This is a genomic window from Bacteroidota bacterium (assembly GCA_020402865.1).
In the GTDB taxonomy this organism is placed as follows: Bacteria; Bacteroidota; Bacteroidia; order Palsa-965; family Palsa-965.
In genome coordinates this window covers 18,225-35,908 of record JADBYT010000021.1, presented here as the reverse complement: position 1 = coordinate 35,908, position 17,684 = coordinate 18,225, and the positions used below count along the sequence as shown (strand labels likewise).

The window sequence follows — 17,684 nt, the reverse complement described above, 5'->3', positions numbered from 1 at the left end:
GCCGATGAAGTATTATATCATAGCCGGCGAGGCTTCGGGCGATTTGCATGCTTCCAACCTGTTGCGTGAAATTCGGGTGCGCGACGAAGCGGCGCAGTTTCGTGGTTTTGGTGGCGATCTCATGGCCGCGCAGGGATGTGCTATAGTGAAACATTACCGCGAACTGGCTTTTATGGGTTTCACTGAAGTGCTGATGAACCTGCGCACCATTTTACGGAATATTGATACCTGTAAAAATGATATTGCGGCGTGGCAGCCCGATGTGCTAGTGCTGGTTGACTATCCCGGCTTTAACCTGCGCATTGCCCCGTTTGCAAAGGCGCTGGGCATAAAAGTGGTGTATTATATTTCGCCGCAAATCTGGGCATGGAAACAAAAGCGAGTGCATAAAATTGTGGCAGGTACCGATGCCGTGCTTACAATTTTACCTTTTGAAAAAGACTTTTATGCCTCGTTCGGATACCGCGATACGGTGCATTTTGTGGGCCATCCGCTGCTTGACGCGGTCACACAAATTACACGTGATCCGGCTGTTGCCGACAACGGTAAACCTATTATAGCCTTGCTTCCCGGAAGCCGTAAGCAGGAAATTACAGCCAAACTGCCGGTTATGCTGCAATGCGCGGTGCAGTTTCCGGAATACAGGTTTGTGGTGGCCGGTGCTCCTTCGCAACCCGAAGCTTTTTACCGAAGTATGATGCAGGGCACACAGGCCGAACTGATTCATAACCGCACCTACGATTTACTTAGCCAGGCCCATGCGGCTTTGGTTACTTCCGGCACCGCTACCCTTGAAACGGCACTTTTTAAAGTACCGCAGGTAGTGTGTTACAAAGCGGGTGCCATTTCGTATCAGATTGCGCGAAGACTGGTGAACGTGAAATACATTTCGCTGGTGAATCTGGTGATGGACCGTGAGGTGGTACGCGAATTGATACAACATGAAATGACTGCCGAAAACATGGCTGCCGAACTTCGCCGCATTGTAGCCGGGGGCGATAAACGCGCTGCACTGCTTGAGGGTTATGAAGCTTTGCGAACAGCACTTGGCGGTGCCGGAGCTTCGGCCAAAGCTGCACAACTTATTCTCGAACTTCAGAAAAAATGACCCGACCCGCCTTATCATTTCTGTTTACCCTGCTTTTTTCCGCATTACTTTCCGCTCATGAGGTTGATGTGAAACTGCTTTCCACCATGAAGGTGCAGGTTGTTTCCGTATCGGCTTCGCGGGGCAATTTTATGCTGCTGCTCGATGGCAAGCGCCAGGCTGACTCGCTCGCCGCAAAAGCCTTTCAGCTGATTATGGTGAATGATTCGCTTGAAGTGCGCGTGCCGGGCGATACACTCGGACGCTTTGCGAGTTTTGTGCTGAAGCCGCTTGCCGACAGTTGTATATTTAAAATAAAACCCATCAAGCCGCTTTCCGGTACCCGCACATACGACGGGCAACTCAGCATTTCCATACGCGATAATTACCTGCATTGCCGGAACGAAGTGGAACTGGAGTCGTATGTGTGTGGCGTGGTGGAGTCGGAATCAGGCGGACAGGGCGGAAGCGAGTTTTATAAGGTGCAGGCCATTCTTTGCCGCACGTATGCGCTTGCGCAGCTTGGACGGCATATTACCGAAGGTTTTGACGTGTGCGATGGTGTGCATTGCCAGGTGTATCGCAGCCGTACTTCGCACCCGGAAATTACGGCCGCCGCGCAGGCTACCGCCGGGCTGGTGCTTGTTGATAAAGGTCTTACACTGATTACGGCGGCCTTTCACTCCAACTGTGGCGGACAAACCGCCAATTCGGAAGATGTGTGGGGCGGCACGCTGCCTTATCTGCGCGGACGAAGCGATAGTTTTTGTAACGGTATGCCACACGCCACCTGGGAACGACGTATCGCTAAAGACGACTGGCTGAACGGACTTGCCCAACGCTATAAGTATCCGATTGAAGACAGTGTGGCCTGCCGCTTGGCCTGCAACATGAAACAAAATTCGCGCACCAACTTTTTCAGCTACGGCGGTGTGCGCATTGCCTACAAAAACCTGCGCACCGACTGGCAATTAAAATCGGCCTATTTCAATGTAACTGAATCGGGCGATTCAGTGATTATTCGTGGCAGAGGATACGGACATGGTGTGGGCATGTGTCAGGAAGGCGCCATTAATATGGCCCGCAAGGGGTTTGAATTCCGTTATATACTTACGTACTATTACAAAGGCGTGGATATTGTGCATATTTCCCGCCTCGCATTTTTCAGAGAAGAAGAGCAGGAGTAAGAGGTTGTTCAGCCCGCTAAGCGACAGCCGGCACAAATACCACTAAGTACAATATTGGCATCAATTACCTGATAGTTTTCAGGCAAAGGAATTGTCATTTCCGTTTGAAGACACTCTACTTTATTGCACGAATTACACTGGAAGTGTAAATGATAGTGCAAATGATGGGCGTGGCTTTCGCTGCAATTGCGGCAACAGGCATAATAGGCTTTCCCATCATTACCCATAATCCGGTGCACCTTGCCGTCTTCCTCAAAACTCCGGAGAATGCGGTAAATGGTAACGCGATCTATGTTCAGGGCAGGATTTTTTTCCAGCATATCCTGACTTAACGCCGTTTGGCTGTTCTCAAGAATTTGCATTACCTGCCGTTTTCCCGATGTTTCGCGTTTTTTTAACATGTCTTAATGCAGTTAAGTTGCAAAATTAAGTAATCGACTTATATTTGCAACATTGTTGCGTTTTGGTGTTTAATGCAAGTTAACAAGATTGTTGATACATACAATCGCTTACAATCGAATCTCTTAAACAAAAAAGAGCTTATGATACAAACAAAACTTCCGGTAACAGTGCTCAGCGGCTTTTTGGGAGCCGGGAAAACAACCTTACTCAATTATGTGCTAAATAACCGAGAAGGTTTAAAGGTGGCTGTGATTGTGAATGATATGAGCGAGGTGAATATTGATGCGCAGCTTGTGGAGCGGGAAACCAGTTTATCGCGCACGGAAGAAAAACTGGTGGAAATGAGCAACGGATGTATTTGCTGCACACTGCGTGAAGACCTTATGACTGAAGTGGAAAAGCTGGCCAGAGAAAACAGGTTTGATTATCTGCTTATTGAAAGTACGGGTATTTCGGAACCCGTGCCTGTGGCTCAGACTTTTTCATTTGCCGACGAGGAAAAGAATATTGATCTGAGCCGCTTCAGTTACATTGATTGCATGGTAACCGTGGTTGACTGTTATAATTTTTTCCGCGATTTCGGAAGTGCGGAAACGCTGGCCGACCGTGCACTTACCGATATGGATGGCGATTACCGCACCATTGTGAATTTGCTGACCGATCAGATTGAGTTTGCGAATGTGATTGTGCTGAATAAAACCGATTTGATAGAGAAAGAATCGGTTGATCTGCTTGAGCGAATGTTGCGCAAACTCAATGCCGGTGCGCGTTTTATACGGTCGGAATTTGGGAAAGTGCCATTGGGTTCAATAATTAATACAGGTTTGTTTAATTATGAAGAAGCGGAAAAGCAGGCGGGCTGGATTGAAGAATTGAAAAAAGACCATCATACCCCGGAGACGGATGAATACGGTATCGGTTCCTTTGTGTATCGGGAACGCCGGCCGTTTCATCCCGACCGGTTCTGGAATTATGTGAATGCTCAATTTCCCGACAATATAGTGCGCAGCAAAGGTTTGTTCTGGCTGGCTTCTCGTCCGCAGCAGGCAATGTCGTGGAGCCAGGCCGGAGGCTCGCTGCGGGCCGACAGTGCGGGCGTGTGGTGGGCGAGTATGCCTTTCGGTGAACGTATCGGCTTTGCTTCATTTGTAAATAATAAAGAGCAGATTGAAAGCCGCTGGGATACAAATTTTGGCGACAGAATAAATGAGCTTGTATTTATTGGCCAGCAAATGGACGAGCAAAAAATACGCGCCGATCTTGAACAATGCCTTGCAAACGAAGCCGAAATAGCACGCATGTGGAAAGGCATCGGGCTTAGTGACGATTGGCCGGTGCCTGTTGCACAGCCGGTGAGCGAAGTACAATAGTATGCAACTAATTGCTTACCTTAATAACATTACATGCCCCAGCCTGTCCACAAATTTACCACCTGTGCAGGCGCTGGTGTAGCTGAGTTTGTACACATACACATCGTCGGTAACTTTTGTGCCGTTGAAATTTCCGTCCCAGCCGGCCGGATCGGTGGTTTCAAAAATGAGTTCGCCCCAGCGGTTGAAGATGAGGAGGCGGAAGGAAGTAAAACTCTCGCCGTAGCCGCTGAAGTTATCGTTGAGACCATCGCCGTTTGGCGAGAAGCTGTTGGGGATGTACACTGCAGCTTCGCCAATATTTCCAATTATTTCAATGGTATCAGTAAGTACACAGGGCGGAGCATTTACCGTAACCCAGTAGGTGCCGGGCTGTTCAATGCTGATGGTTTGTGTGTTTTCGCCTGTATTCCAGAGGAAGCCGGCTCCGGGATTACCGGCATCCAGTATGAGCGCATTGAAACTGCCGCAGAGCGATATGGTTTCATCAAAAGTAAGTGCTGCGCTGGTGTTTATGTTTATTGTATCGCTGTTGCTGCAGTTTTGTGCGGTAACGGTTACGGCGTAGTTTCCTGCTGTGGCGGTGGTGATACTTTGTGTGTTGGCCGCATTGCTCCATAAAAACATAGCGCCCGGATTTTGTGCGTTGAGCAGAATGCTGTCGCCGGGACAAAGTGTGGTGTCGGCGCCGAGGTTCACTATCGGCAGCGGTGTTATGTTCAGGTTCATGCTGCTGCTGAGCGTGCAGGGCGGGTTGATGATTTGCACGCTGTACAAGCCGGCAGTATTAACCGTAATTGTAGGCGTTGTGGCGCCGGTGCTCCAGTTGTATTGTGTACCGGTAACACCCGGATCGAGCAGGAGCGATTGGTTGGCGCAAAGGGTGGTATCGCCGCCGAGGTCGGGCTGCGCGGGTTGGGTGATTACGATGGTGTCCTGCACACTGCAAAGTCCGTTCGGGCCTGCAGAAACAGTAACGGAATAGATGCCGGGCGCATTCACGGCCAGCGTTTGTGTGGTAGCGCCGGTATTCCAGAGGTAGCTATTGCCGGAATTTCCGGCATCGAGCAGCAGGTTAACGGGGCCAATGCAAATGGTGGTATCGCTGCCGAGGTTTGGCTGGGGCTGCGGATATACGGTAACTGTGGCAGAAACCGTATCGCTGCCTCCACCACAGGCCGAAAGGCCCGAAGTAATCAGCGTTACCGTATATGTGCCCGGCTGTGTGTAGGTCCACACCGGAGAAATCAGGCTACTTGTATCGGCTGTGGTGGCTGTATCGCCGAAATTCCAGGTGTATGCGGAATACAAATTTACTGCCGGTGTAAATTGGGTGGTAAACGGGGCACAACCTGAAAGTCCGGGTGAAACGTTAAACTGCGCCGTAACATTGGTTCCCGGACAAACCGGGTCAATCTGATAGCGCCAGATGGTGTTGTAGCTAAATCCTGTATTCGCATCCATGCCGCCATACAAACAAAGATTGCCGCTCAAATCGTTAAAAGACGCTGTCCCCACCAAGGCAAGCGGATAATTAGCGGGCGAAGGTACATTTTGTGTTCCAAAATTTGCGGGTGTGGCCGGACTAAGCGCACCGCTTATCCACGAAAACTGATTGGTCACCGGATCAAACATCCAGATGTGGTTTTCTGCTTCAAAAATACTTCCTCCGTGTGCATTCCAGAATCTTCCGCAAGCATCAGTCCAGAACGAACGACCTTCATAAGTGGCATCGGGGTAACCGCCCGGGGTGCATTGCTGAGTAAAAGTAGTTGAATCGTTAGGCAAATTGCTGCCCGCCATCCACGTCCATTCAAGCGTTACCGGATCAAACTTCCACATATCACCCATGAGCGTAGTGCTGTTAAGCAATCCGCCATAAAGCCAGAATTTCCCCTGCTGATCGGTCCAGTGGGCGTATGCCCAGCGTTGCCCCGGTGTGTTGGCGGGCGACGAAACGCCAAGTGTGCCATGCACAACAAGCGCACCTGTTACATTGCTGCCTGCCATCCAGGTCCAGGTGTTGGTAAGCGGATCAAAACGCCACATATCATCATAGTAGGTGCCGCCAAACAGCCAGAGATTACCGGCACCATCTTTCCAGTTGGCTAAGGTTTCTGACCGGTACGAAGGCATATTTGCGGGCGATGGAACCTGCAACGTACCAAAGCTCCCGGCACCGTAAATATTCTGACTGCCACCCATCCATGTCCATTCATTGGTAGTAATATCAAATTTCCAGAAATCGTTCATTTCACCCTGCAGGCCGGTAGCATCAATGCCAAACCCGCCAAATAACCAAAGATTGCCCGCATTGTCTGTCCAGGTTGATGCCCCGAATGCACGCGCCCCCGGTTGGTTCAGCGGTGAAGGAACACCAAGAGTACCATATACGCCAGAATTATCTGACACATTCGGCCCTTTCATCCACGCCCATTGTCCCAGTGCCTGATCGAATTTCCAGAGATTACCCCAGTAAGACGTTACTGCCGAATTATCCAAACCGCCAAACACCCAGAAATCACCGTTCAGATCAGTCCACGAAGCTGCGCCGTAAACCGGCGGAGGCCTGTTGCCTGCCGCAGGTATAGTTTGAGTGCCGAATACCGGTGCCTGATTGGGTAAATTACCGCCTCCGATCCATGTCCACACGCCGTTTTGTGCAGAAACAGTGCATGTAATGAGAAGTGTGCAAAATACAAAGAGGCTACGGGGCATTTGAATGTTAAATTGGGTTCAACAAGTAAACACCAGTTATGTAAAAGAGTTCAAAATGCAGGTACGTATTAATGTTAAATGCCGGAAAACTGCAGACTTAACACGATGTGCCGTTCAACGCACCAGTGTTACATGCCCCAGCTTGCCGATAACCTGATTGCCTGTGCAGATATTCGAGTACGATAGTTTATACACATACACATCGCCTTTGGCAATTTCGTTTTTAAATGTACCATCCCAGCCAGCCGTGTCAAACGTTTCGAAAATAAGTTCGCCCCAGCGGTTAAAAATCATCAGATGAAACTGTGTGAAGTTTTCACTCGATGCGGTGAAGCGGTCGTTGAGGCCATCGGCATTGGGTGTAAAGCTGTTTGGCACAAATACAAGTCCTTCGCCAAGTATTCCGTTTACCTGCACGGTATCGGTAAGTATGCAGGGCGGTGCGTTAATTGTGACCCAGTAAGTGCCGGCTTGTTGCACGGTGATGGTTTGCGATGTTTCGCCGGTGCTCCAGATAAAGTTTGCGCCTGCATTTCCGGCATCAAGCACCAGCGCATTGCTGCTGCCGCAAAGTGTGGCTGTTTGGTCAAAGTCCACATCCTGCATGGTATTGATGCGCACCGAATCGGAGGCGCTGCAGTTTTGTGCAGTTACAACCACGGCATAGCTGCCTGCATCAGTAACTTCAATTGTTTGCGAGGTGGCTGTGTTGTTCCATGCATAGGTTGCTCCTGCATTTTGTGCATTGAGCTGCAATGTATCGCCGGGGCAGAGTGTTGTGTCGGAGCCCAGATTTACCACAGGCAGCGGTGTAATACTCAGTGTCATGCTGCTGCTGAGTGTGCAGGGCTGAGCGATGATTTGCACAGTGTATAAACCGGCTGTATTTACAAGTAGTGTGGCTGTTGTATCGCCTGTGCTCCAGTTGTACTGGCTGCCTGTAATGCCCGGATTAAGCAGTAGCGACTGTCCGGCACAAATTGCAGTATCGCTGCCGAGGTCGGGTTGTGCAGGAAGTGTAATTGTAATTGAGTCTTCGTCGCTGCACACGTTGTTGGGGCCGGAGAAAGCTATTACGCTGTATATCCCGGCTGCAGTTGTCTGTATGGTTTGTGAAGTGGCTCCGGTGCTCCATGCGTAGGAGGCTCCGGCATTGCCTGCATCGAGCAGCAGGTTTACGGGTGGTGAACAAATTGTGGTATCGCTACCCAGATTGATTTGCGGTGTAGGATGTACGGTAAGGGTAAGGTAAGATGTATCGGCGCCGAGATAACAACTGTTCAGGCTTGTAGTGATCAGTGTAACCGTGTACACACCGGGTTGCTGAAACGTGTACGAGGCAGATGCCGTAACAGCCGTGTCGGCAAGTGTTGTGCTGTCGCCAAAATCCCAGAAGTAACTCACGTTTGCAGTGTACACACTTGATAATTGAGCGGTGAATGGCGCACAGCCCGAAACGGCCGGATTTGCAGCAATGGAGTCGAGCAGGGGGAAGCGCGGACAGTTGGGATCCTTCTGATAACGCCAGAGGGTGTTTTTTACTGCTGCACCGCCATACAACTCAACGCCGCCCCAGAGCCAGAAATCGCCGTTGGCGCCGGTAAACGAAACAGTACCCATGAGCGACGGCGGGCGGTTAAGTACAGAAGGCACACCCTGCGTGCCATGATGGGCAGCCACGCCGGCAGCCGTGGGGCCACTTACCCACACAAACTGATTAGTAAGCGGATCGAAGCACCAGAGCGTGCTGGTACTGGTTGATTGCGGGCTATTGGGGTTCTGTGAACTGTCTGATGCAACGCCGGTCATTGACCACAAACGTCCGCATTCATCGCGCCAGTTTGCACGGTTTTCATATACCGCATGCGGGTGTTCATTGCCCGGTGTACATTGTGTAGTAAAGTTTGTGAAATTGGCATTTGTCGGAGTTCCGGCCATCCATGTCCAAACCAATGTAGTAGGATCATACATCCACAGATCACCGCAAAGTCCGAAAAAACTGGCACCACCATAGAGCCAGAATTTTCCCTGCAAATCTTCCCAATGTGCATACACCCGACGCGATCCGGGCGTATTACTTGGCGATGGAGATTGAAGTACACCATGATTAGGCATGACCGGAGATATCGTTTGCCCGCTCATCCAGGTCCAGGTATTGGTAGCTATATTGTAGCGCCACATGGCATCATGAGCGTTAGGAGTGATCGTTCCCTCGCCACCATACATCCAGAAATCGCCCGCGGCATCTGTCCAGCCGCAGGCTGTTTCGTGTATGCCGGGTGGATTGTTTGTCGGAGCCGGAACCTGCAATGTGCCAAAAATGGCAAGCTGGTTGGCGTTACCCGAACCCTTCATCCATGTCCACTCATTGGTTGAAATCTGATACCTCCAAAGCTCGTCTGATGTACCGTCGAATCCATTTATATCGGGACCGCTTCCGCCATACAACCATAAATCGCCGGCGGCATCCACCCAGGTTACACAGCCGCGTTCGCGATACCCCGGGTTGTTTTGCGGAGAGGGCACTCCCTGTACACCATAAGTTCCCGGCATCAGCGGAATCGACGACCCTTTTACCCATGTCCAGAGTTGCGAAACCGGATCAAATTTCCAGAGATCCGAATACGCATTTTGGGTAGAAATATTGGAGCCGCCAAAAATCCAGAAATTTCCGTTTAAATCGGTCCATTCTGCCGCTTCATACAACGCTGGCGGAACATTGGTCGGAGAAGGAACACCCTGCACGCCGAAATCGCCCGGTGAAGCACTCAGTGTATCACCCGAAATCCATGTCCATGTGCCGTTTTGAGATACACCTGCAAGATGCAACAGCATAAAGCCTGTTATCAGCAGCCATTTGGCGCGGAATAAAAAACAATGTTGCAATTCAGATAAACTGTGCACGTTATGCATACATCCTTTATTCATCAATTCATGCAGCCAAACGCTGGTTGCACGTGCCTGTTTCTGCAATTTAACGGAGCGGAATGTGTGAAGCAAAATACAGCTAATGCCACAAAACCGTTAGTAATGTTAATAAAACATTTGCCGGCAACAGGGCAATTCTGTTATCCGGCAGCTAATCTTTATCAAGTGGTTTGAAGCAGGAAATACCAGTGTCAATGTCAAATGAAAACAACCTGTAAAAATTGCTGTAAAAAGAAAACCGGATTATCAATTTTAGCTGATAATCCGGTATGACTAATGATGAAAGAATTCAGACAATCTGAATTTAGAATCCGGAAGATCAATGTGGCAAACAGCTTATTTTTTGCCTCTGGCTTTTTCGCGCTCACGTTCTTCTTCTTCGTGGCGGTTTTCTTCCTTGCGTATAAATTTGTTTTTAGGGGAAATAAAATATGATTTATCGCCTTTGCGCACTTTGGCTTCGCCTTTAACAAAGGTATAGGCCTGATCATATTCAAAAGGAATTACTGTTAGTCCCTTTACATCAATAAACCCCCATTTCCCGTCTTTCTGCACGGAGGCAAGTCCTTCTGAAAAGTTGTTGGCGTTGCTGTACTGAGCGGCAATCACAAACTGATTCGTGTTGTTGATAAAGCCATATTTCCCGTTTACCGCCACACGGGCAAGTCCGTTAGAAAAATCGTCGGCAAAGGCATAGCTGAACGGAATAACGATACTTCCTTTTGTATTAATAAAACCATACAATTTATCTTTCATCACACGGGCAATGCCATTTTTAAACTGTCCGGCATCTTCATAAATCATCGGAATAACCAGTTCGCCCGATTCGTTGATATATCCGCGTTTTGAGCCTTTCAGCACAATCGCAAAACCTTCGCTGAAATCGCCACCGGCGTCATAGGAAGGTGCAACAATAATTTTACCATCGGCACTTTTATAGCCAACTTTTCCTTTTTCATAAAAACGTACCGGGCTTTGCGCGGCAAGTAATGAGGCAAACAGCAATGCTGCCAGCGAAGCAAAAAGTTTTGTCATCAGAATTGGTTTTACCATGAAATATAACATATAAGTACACAAAGTGTTTGCATGTATGCAGTCAAAAACAGGCTTAACGCAATAAATTCACATGCCCAATTTTTCTGAAATCGTTTTCCCCGCCACATTCTGTACGGTAGTCGATGATATAGACATACGTATCATTCTGGCATTTCACACCATTCAATGTACCATCCCAGTACTCGTTCATATTGCCGGAAATGAAAATCAGTTGCCCCCAGCGGTTGTAAATGCGCATTGTAAACTGGGTAATTCCGTCGCCGGCCACGAAGAAGTAATCATTTGTACCGTTTGCATTGGGTGTAAACGTATTGGGCACATAAAGCATACCCGAACTGGTGCCTCCGGTAATTTCTATTGAGTCGCGCAGCTGGCAGGTGCCATTGTCGAGCAATACGGAATACATACCCGCAGTGTTGGCCACGATTGTTTGTGTGGTTTCGCCGGTGTTCCACAAATAGCTGAGTGCCGGTCCTGCATCAAGCGAGAGTTCGGGCACCAGACAGAGGTTTAGATCAGGCCCGAGGTCGAGTGGCGGATAGAAATTGACAAGCACAAGATCATTCACGGTGCAGTTATTTTCGGTTACGGAAACCGAATATGCCCCCTGCTGCGAAGCCACCACCTGTTGTGTGCTGGCGCCGGTGTTCCAGCTGAAAGTGGCATTCGGGTTGCCTGCATCCAGCACATATACCACATCAGGGCAAAGCGTAGTGTCGGGGCCGAGATTAACTACGGGCAGGGGATGTATGGTAATGCTGGCCGAATCGGTAAACGTGCATGGGCCGGCAGCCACCTGTACCCACCAGATTCCGGTAGTATCCGGCTGCACGGTGGAGGCCGTAGTCTGGTTGCTCCACAGGTAGGTATCCCAGATGTTTCCGGCCGAAAGCGTGAGTGGCTGACCTTCGCAAAGCGTAGTGTCGTTGCCGATGTTTGGTGGTTGCAGGTAGGTTACATTTATGCTGTCGCTGCCCGAGCAGTTGGCCAGCGATACCAGCACACCATAGGTGCCGGGTGCGTTTATGGTAAGGGTTTGCAGCGTATCGGCCGGGCCGGTGTTCCAGCTGAATGAGGCGCCGGGATAACCGGCATCAAGGGTAAGCGACGCATTTCCGCAAAGAATGGTATCAGGCCCCAGCGCGGGTAGTGGAACGGCGCTCACCTGTATTGTGGTGGTAATGGTATCAGCCAGTAAGCCGCATGAGTTGTTTGTGATAATTGCGGTTACGGTAAATGTGCCTGCGCTGGTGTACACATACGAAGGAGCGGGCAGGTTGCTTGTATCGGCCTGCGTGGCAGGATCGCCAAAGTCCCAGTGAAAGTTGAAATTATTGCTCACAGGCGAAAGCTGGAAGGTTACCGGCAGCGGGAAACATCCGGTTGACGGGGATGCGGTGAGGTTGAACTGTACGGAGAAGCAGGAAAGATCGGGTTGAAAGCGCCAGAGGGCATTGCTGGTTCCGCCGGCGGCGTTAAGCAACCCGCCAAACATCCACATATCACCGTTCAGTGCAGTGTAGCTCATGCTTCCTGCCAGGCCGGCCGGTTCGTTTGTGGCCGCAGGCACTCCCATTACGCCAAAGCTGGCAGGCTGGTTGGTGGCGGGTCCCCCGCGCGAAAGCAGAAATTCATTCAGCACCGGGTCGTAAAGCCACATATCCTGCACGAGCTGATTCAGCTGGTTGTTGGTGCTGCCGCCCATAAGCCAGAAACGGCCGCAATTGTCTTTCCAGCAGGTGCGTGTTTCCATCCGCGACGAGGGCCTGAAACCACCGGCTGTGCAAAAGGTGCCGTAATTGCCCGGATCGTTTGCCGAGTTACTGCCGCCCATCCAGGTCCATTGATTGGTGGCCGGATTGTAGCGCCACATATCGTTATAGGTGTTGGTAAAACGGTTCCCTCCAAAAAGCCAGAAGTTACCTGTCGCATCCGTCCAGTGGTTGTATGATGAGCGGCTGCCGGGCGTATTGGTTGCAGCGGGCACCTGAAGCACGCCCCAGTTGGGAAATGCATTGGTTGTGTTGGGCCCGCTCATCCAGGTCCAGTTGTTGGTAGCAGGGTCATAGCGCCACATATCGCTGTAAAAACCGCCGCCGCCCTCGCCGCCAAACATCCACAATTCGCCGTTGGCTGATACCCAGGCGGCATTGCCTTCATGCCGGCAGGGCGGGTTGTTGGCGCCCGAAGCCACCTGCAAAGTTCCATAGCTGCCCGGCTGCCCCGATATTGTAGGCCCCTTCATCCATGTCCATTCATTGATGGCCACATTATACATCCACAAATCGCTCATTTGCCCCTGTTGCCCGTTCGAGTCGAACCCGTAGCCGCCAAAGAGCCAGAGATTCCCATTGGCATCAATCCAGGTGCAGCCCCTGAAACGTGCTCCCGGTGTATTACCGGGTGCCGAAACGCCCTGTGTCCCGTAAACAGGCCATTGACCCGTAGCACTGCTGCCATTCATCCAGGTCCATTGCAAATTACCCGTATCAAACCGCCACAACGCACTGTAAATCTGAAAGGAACTGCTGTTGAGCCCGCCGTAAAGCCAGAAATTACCCGCCGGATCAGTCCAGCTCAACGCAGCATACATGGAAGGCGGGTCATTGGCCGGGGAAGAAACACCCAGCACACCATAATTACCGGCAGCATTGGTTACCGATGAGCCTTTCATCCATGTCCATATCCCGCCCTGAGCGTGGAGAAAAACAGTGAACGACAGACACAAAACAGTAAAAAAGCAGTGCAAGGGTGGTCTCATGCAACGTATCCGGCATTCAGGTTCGCAGCACCGGATGCTGTCAAAAATACACAGACCTGTCTAAACTACAACGATGCAGAAGTAAGTGGCAGAAATTATCATGCAGCCGGAAGGGAAAATGTGGTAATAGGCAAAACAACACTTATTTGCGTTGCAATGCCTTTTTCAAGTACACGTAATCAATAAAATACAACACCCTCACCGAGAACTGGTTCAGCTGCGGAGCCTGAAGCGTATTTTTCAGGTTATAGGTGTAGTTGTAATTTATTTGCGGAATGCCAACTTCATCTGTAAGAATATTTTGTTTCCAGCCCACGCTCAGTATGCTGCCCGGCGCGAAAATCCAGCGAAAAACCATATCTACATTGAACGAGTTGAAGTTAAAGTTGTGATTTCCGGTGTAGTAAGCATAATCTTCCAGAATACCTTCATTGTTAAGCGTGTAGTAACCGGTATAGCGGCCGGTGGCCCAGAAATGGCGGCCGTTAATGGTAAGCGACATATCACGCTTAAACACGTAGCTTGCGCTAAGACCGTTTTCGATATTGCGTAAAATGCGGCGGCCAAACACAATGTTACCGTTGTTTTCTGTGTTTACCCAGCCCCGGTCGCCAATGTCGTTGTGTACACTGGGAAAAACCGAAAGCGTGAGCCGGTCGTTTACCCGCCAGTCCATCCAGAAACCACCGCCAATCCAGGGGTTTGCGGGGATTGTTTCAGTCACTTTATCCGTTGTGCCGCAATATACATTTACGCCACCGCTTATTTTCTTGTTTGAGTTGGTATTGTAGCCAGCCCACATGTTCATCATTCGCCGGCGCAGGAAGAACCGGCCCTGTTCGCGCGGCTCGTAATAATCGCGCTGATCGTAGGGATTGGCTTCCATGCCGAAAAACATATTGGAGAAATTCCTGAACTGCAACCAGGAGTTAATGTTCAAAAACAAAGCATTCCGTTCTTTGGTAATCAGGTTGTACTGATATCCGGCATTAAAGCCGAAATTGCCCTGATTGATACGTTTCCACGGGTTGAAAATGAAGTAGGTGATACCGGCATTCTGCTGGGCAAAATTGGTTTCAAACGTAATGCCCAGGTCGTTTGCATCAAAATTGAGGCTTTTCACGTTGCGGGCAATGTAATACTGAATTTTTCCGCTTGTGCGTGCCAGCTGCAGGTTGTACTGATAACCAATACGTGCATCAAACTCTCCTTTTACACTGTCAACCGGCGAAAGAATATCACTCACCGCGCCGTCAAAACGGAGTTGCCAGTTTTGCTTTTTATCATTCAGCACTGTACCGGCCCCCGTTACATTCGAACTGTTCCAGCCGTGTGTGCGTATTACATTGGTGTTAATTACATAAGCCGATGAACTGTTTTTCATTTGCTTCTGAAAAACCACAATGTTATAATTTGAACGAGGCTCTGTAAGCAGTTTGCGCTTGTTGCCCGTAATGGTGTCGTGGGCTTCCGCATAAGTGTCTTCTACAAATGCATTGAGAATACCGATGCCTAACCCCGTATTGGTGCGCCCTGAAATTTTGGTGGCATTCATGAGCCGCGATTGTGTAGGATTCTTTTTCAATACTTCTGTACTGTCAAGCTCATAAGGCGCGCTCCAGAATCCCGACGGCCGTTTACCTATTCGCCGGGAATAAAATAAATCGCCCAGCTGAAACAGATCTACTCCCTCAGTAAAAAACGGACGCTGTTCCTGAAACTGCTGCTCAAAAGCACCGAGGTTTTTAATTACGTTGTCGCTTTGTACCTGACTGAAATCAGGAAGCAGTGTCATATCGAGGGTAAAGCTTTCGTTGATGCCGTATTTTACATCCATACCGCCGGCGTAATTCAGCACGGGCGATGTTTCGCCAAAACGGTCGTCGTTTTGCCAGATCAATGATGCGTAGGGCGTAAGCTGTAACCGCAGAGGCACGTCAATATCAGCCAGCCCTTTGAGCTTTCCCCAATACATCATCGCATTTGACGCCGCTTTCGGAGTAAGCGCCCACTGATCAAATTCCTGAAAACGGCGCACATTGCGTGTAAACTGCACGCCCCACTCACGGCCGTTTTCGGTTGGGAAACGCAATGCCGACCAGGGAATTTCCACTTCCACACTCCAGCCATTCGATAAAATCTGAACCTCGCTGGCCCACACCGCATTATAATTCATATCTGAGAAACGCGAGTCGTTTTGCACGCCCGAAGCCGTTACCGAAAAGTCAAACGCATCCTGCTGGGTGTTGTAGGTGTCAAACACCATCCTGAAATTGTCGGCATTCACCCAGGTGTCACGTATGCCCAGCTGACGCATAATGCTGTCGGGACTGTTGTCGTACAACATCGCCGATATGTAAATGGCTGTATTGTCGTACAAAATCCGCACATCCGTATCAAAATGTACCGGCGCCCCTTCAGTTGGACTGTTTTGCTGGAATCCGTTTATTACCGCTGCTTTCTGCCAGATCGCTTCATCCAGTTTGCCATCAATTTTGGGCGACACATCCGTACGCACTGCAAAAGCCTCCTTACGCACAATAACAGTTGTGTCTGCCGCCCCAAAAAGCGACAAATAGTTAATAATCAGAACTAATGCGGTTAGCGTAAGGCGCATAAGGTGGTTAATTTGGCGTTAAAAGTAGGGCAAACATCTTTCTTTATCTTGTGAAGAAGGATGAAAGGATGTTAAATAGCTATAAATGGTTCTTTTTTATGGACGGATAAACCGGAGATTGGTAACAGAAGTTCATGAATTTATTTTTCATAATTCTATAACACTGCATTCACAGTACAGTCACATGGAGAGAGAATATTTGTATCAGAAAATAGAATATGAGTATTACAGATTACCCACTCTGGCAAGCAATACAAGACTTTCAAACAGATAACCCCGCGTCCTCCCTCAAGTTTACACAGCGCCTTGCGCGGGAGAACAACTGGAAAACAAGCTATGCAATCCGGGCGGTGGATGAATACAGGAAATTCATCTATCTTATATGTGTAGTGCCACACCCGCTAACCCCGTCCGACCAGGTCGATCAGGTGTGGCATCTGCACATGCTTTACACGCAATCTTACTGGAAAGATTTTTGCGAACAAACTCTGAAACGCGAAATTCACCACGGCCCCACGAAAGGCGGAAAACAGGAGGCCGAAAAGTTTAACGATTGGTATGCCCGGACATTGCAAATGTACCGGGCTGTTTTTTTATCAGAACCGCCGGCCGACATCTGGCCGCATCCCGCCAAACGCTTCAGCGATGTGCATTACAAGCGCATAAACGTGCGCACAAACTGGATCATTCCCAAACCGGTCTGGCTGCTCACAATTATCAATTCACTCACAAATCAAATCCGCAAAAAGATCATGTAAAACTATTTCACACAAAACAATACGGCGCGGGACATTTTTAGTAATCAATAAAAACAAACAAATGAACAATACTTTATTACTTACCCGATTCAATCCGGCCGAGATACTTGTTTTCCTGAAAGGCTATAGCGCCAGCCGGAGAGAAATAATCACCACCTCGCTTATGGAGTTTGAGCTAAGCGGACAAATACGGTTTCACGATACAGATGATGTGGAATATGTGCAAATGACCAATATCCAAACCAATCAGCCGCACGAGCTGGATTACCTGCTGAATAGTTTGAAATCTGAAGGCAACGGCACACTGCTCAGTCACTTCGTGCGCATACTGGCCGAAACGGTTGACCAGCACAAACTCATACGGCACATACTCCGCAAACTTAAAAAAGCAGGTTACTTTTCGCAGAACCTGCTTGGCTGGATTACCGGAAACTTTGAACTCACACACGAAGGACGGGAGGTACAGCACACATTGAAAACCGAAATCAACCAACTTCGCGGAATATGGCAGCATGCAGCAAACAAAACACAACTGCATACGCTGCTGCAAATGCTTGGCGCCAGACGCTGGTTTATTACCGGAGAATTTACGGAAGGGATAACCCGCGTTGATGCACGCTGGGGGCCGATAGCCTGGGCAATTGAAGATGAAAAACGGGCAGCAATGATTCTGACTTCAGCCAGCAGCGGCTGCGCAGGCGGTTGTTTGAGCGACGGCGGAGGATCTGGTTGCGGAGGCGATTCGGGTTGCAGTGGTTGTTCGGGTTGTGGCGGGTGTGGTTCGTGAAAAAAAGTAACGG

11 protein-coding genes are annotated in these 17,684 nt (G+C 49.6%); 5 read left to right on the top strand and 6 right to left on the bottom strand.

All coding sequences use genetic code 11. From position 1 onward, the window contains the following. Positions 1 to 4 precede the first annotated feature (4 nt). On the top strand, positions 5 to 1,108 hold the full coding sequence (lpxB, locus tag IM638_14370) for a lipid-A-disaccharide synthase (GenBank protein MCA6364219.1): 1,104 nt from the start codon (positions 5 to 7) through the stop codon (positions 1,106 to 1,108). Further along, on the top strand, positions 1,105 to 2,274 hold the full coding sequence (locus IM638_14365; protein ID MCA6364218.1) for a SpoIID/LytB domain-containing protein: 1,170 nt from the start codon (positions 1,105 to 1,107) through the stop codon (positions 2,272 to 2,274). The genes lpxB and IM638_14365 overlap by 4 nt, the downstream gene beginning before the upstream one ends. Positions 2,275 to 2,282: 8 nt before the next feature. On the opposite strand, the gene IM638_14360 is transcribed toward IM638_14365, so the two are convergent. After that, positions 2,283 to 2,675, bottom strand: coding sequence for a transcriptional repressor (locus tag IM638_14360; GenBank protein MCA6364217.1), 393 nt, complete (start codon positions 2,673 to 2,675; stop codon positions 2,283 to 2,285). Between the two features lie 141 nt (positions 2,676 to 2,816). Between IM638_14360 and IM638_14355 the strand changes: the two genes are divergently transcribed. Beyond that, positions 2,817 to 4,046, top strand: coding sequence for a GTP-binding protein (locus IM638_14355; protein MCA6364216.1), 1,230 nt, complete (start codon positions 2,817 to 2,819; stop codon positions 4,044 to 4,046). Positions 4,047 to 4,061: 15 nt separating this feature from the next. Here the strand turns inward: IM638_14355 and IM638_14350 are convergent, their stop codons facing one another. The 5 genes from IM638_14350 to IM638_14330 form a co-directional block, all read right to left on the bottom strand. Further along, positions 4,062 to 6,764, bottom strand: coding sequence for a gliding motility-associated C-terminal domain-containing protein (locus IM638_14350; protein MCA6364215.1), 2,703 nt, complete (start codon positions 6,762 to 6,764; stop codon positions 4,062 to 4,064). Between the two features lie 114 nt (positions 6,765 to 6,878). Next, positions 6,879 to 9,599: a gliding motility-associated C-terminal domain-containing protein gene (locus IM638_14345; protein ID MCA6364214.1), complete on the bottom strand. Its 2,721-nt coding sequence runs from the start codon at positions 9,597 to 9,599 to the stop codon at positions 6,879 to 6,881. A gap of 429 nt (positions 9,600 to 10,028) precedes the next feature. Then, a complete protein-coding gene (locus tag IM638_14340) occupies positions 10,029 to 10,727 on the bottom strand; it encodes a WG repeat-containing protein (protein MCA6364213.1) in 699 nt (232 codons plus the stop codon). 73 nt (positions 10,728 to 10,800) lie between these two features. Continuing rightward, positions 10,801 to 13,509, bottom strand: coding sequence for a gliding motility-associated C-terminal domain-containing protein (locus tag IM638_14335; GenBank protein ID MCA6364212.1), 2,709 nt, complete (start codon positions 13,507 to 13,509; stop codon positions 10,801 to 10,803). Positions 13,510 to 13,651: 142 nt separating this feature from the next. Next, complete coding sequence (locus tag IM638_14330; protein MCA6364211.1) at positions 13,652 to 16,126, bottom strand: carbohydrate binding family 9 domain-containing protein; 2,475 nt, start codon at positions 16,124 to 16,126, stop codon at positions 13,652 to 13,654. A 218-nt stretch (positions 16,127 to 16,344) separates the two neighbouring features. On the opposite strand from IM638_14330, the gene IM638_14325 reads away from it, so the two are divergent. Continuing rightward, a complete protein-coding gene (locus tag IM638_14325; protein MCA6364210.1) occupies positions 16,345 to 16,884 on the top strand; it encodes a hypothetical protein in 540 nt (179 codons plus the stop codon). Positions 16,885 to 16,945: 61 nt separating this feature from the next. After that, a complete protein-coding gene (locus IM638_14320; protein MCA6364209.1) occupies positions 16,946 to 17,671 on the top strand; it encodes a hypothetical protein in 726 nt (241 codons plus the stop codon). Positions 17,672 to 17,684: the final 13 nt, after the last annotated feature.